The organism is Paenalcaligenes sp. Me52, from assembly GCF_050487965.1.
GTDB lineage: Bacteria > Pseudomonadota > Gammaproteobacteria > Burkholderiales > Burkholderiaceae_B > Paenalcaligenes.
In genome coordinates, this window is the sequence record NZ_JBKQFO010000057.1 from 1 (window position 1) to 550 (window position 550).

The 550-nt window shown below is 51.8% G+C and carries 1 protein-coding gene and 1 pseudogene; both read right to left on the minus strand.

What is annotated here, in order from left to right:
- Positions 1–346 (minus strand): PduL/EutD family phosphate acyltransferase (locus ACLO87_RS16960; protein WP_430224366.1); only part of this gene is annotated, 346 nt, incomplete at its 3' end.
- Positions 347–348: 2 nt separating this feature from the next.
- Positions 349–550: pseudogene (locus ACLO87_RS16965) on the minus strand (hypothetical protein); the annotation flags it as partial.

The window sequence follows — 550 nt, forward strand, 5'->3', positions numbered from 1 at the left end:
CTGGAGTGCCGCTGAGATCGCCTGACATGCGTAGCGGGGCGGTGATCCCTAACGTTCTGGCGTCCGTACGGGAAATTTCCACCTGGCTTGCATTGCGTAGCGGCCCCAACAAGCGAACGTTGTGCAATTTACCTTTTGGTCCCTCCAGCGTAACAACCTGTTCAGCAGCGAATTGGCCAGGTTGCATTAACAGCTTTTTCTCGCTAATCGGTTGTTCAGGAAAAAGACGCAAATAATCCGCTGTTGAAAGATGAATATGACGACTGGAAACACCCAGAGGGATAGGGCGCTCGCGCATCTCATCCAGAATCTGGCTCACTGTTTCCTGCAAGGTTTGTTTATCCACTGTTACTCCCCTCGCTTATTGGCGTGCAGGCAAAGTGAGCGGGGCTCACCTTTTTGCCGCTGACATGCCGGGTCAAGACACAAATTACAACTGATAATCTCTGAGATGACGGTTGTTGCTGGTGTTTCGCTTGTTTCAACCGTCACAGTCAATGCTTCAGTTGTGTGGGGCAGAATGCCGTCTCCCGGACGGGCAATCACTTTG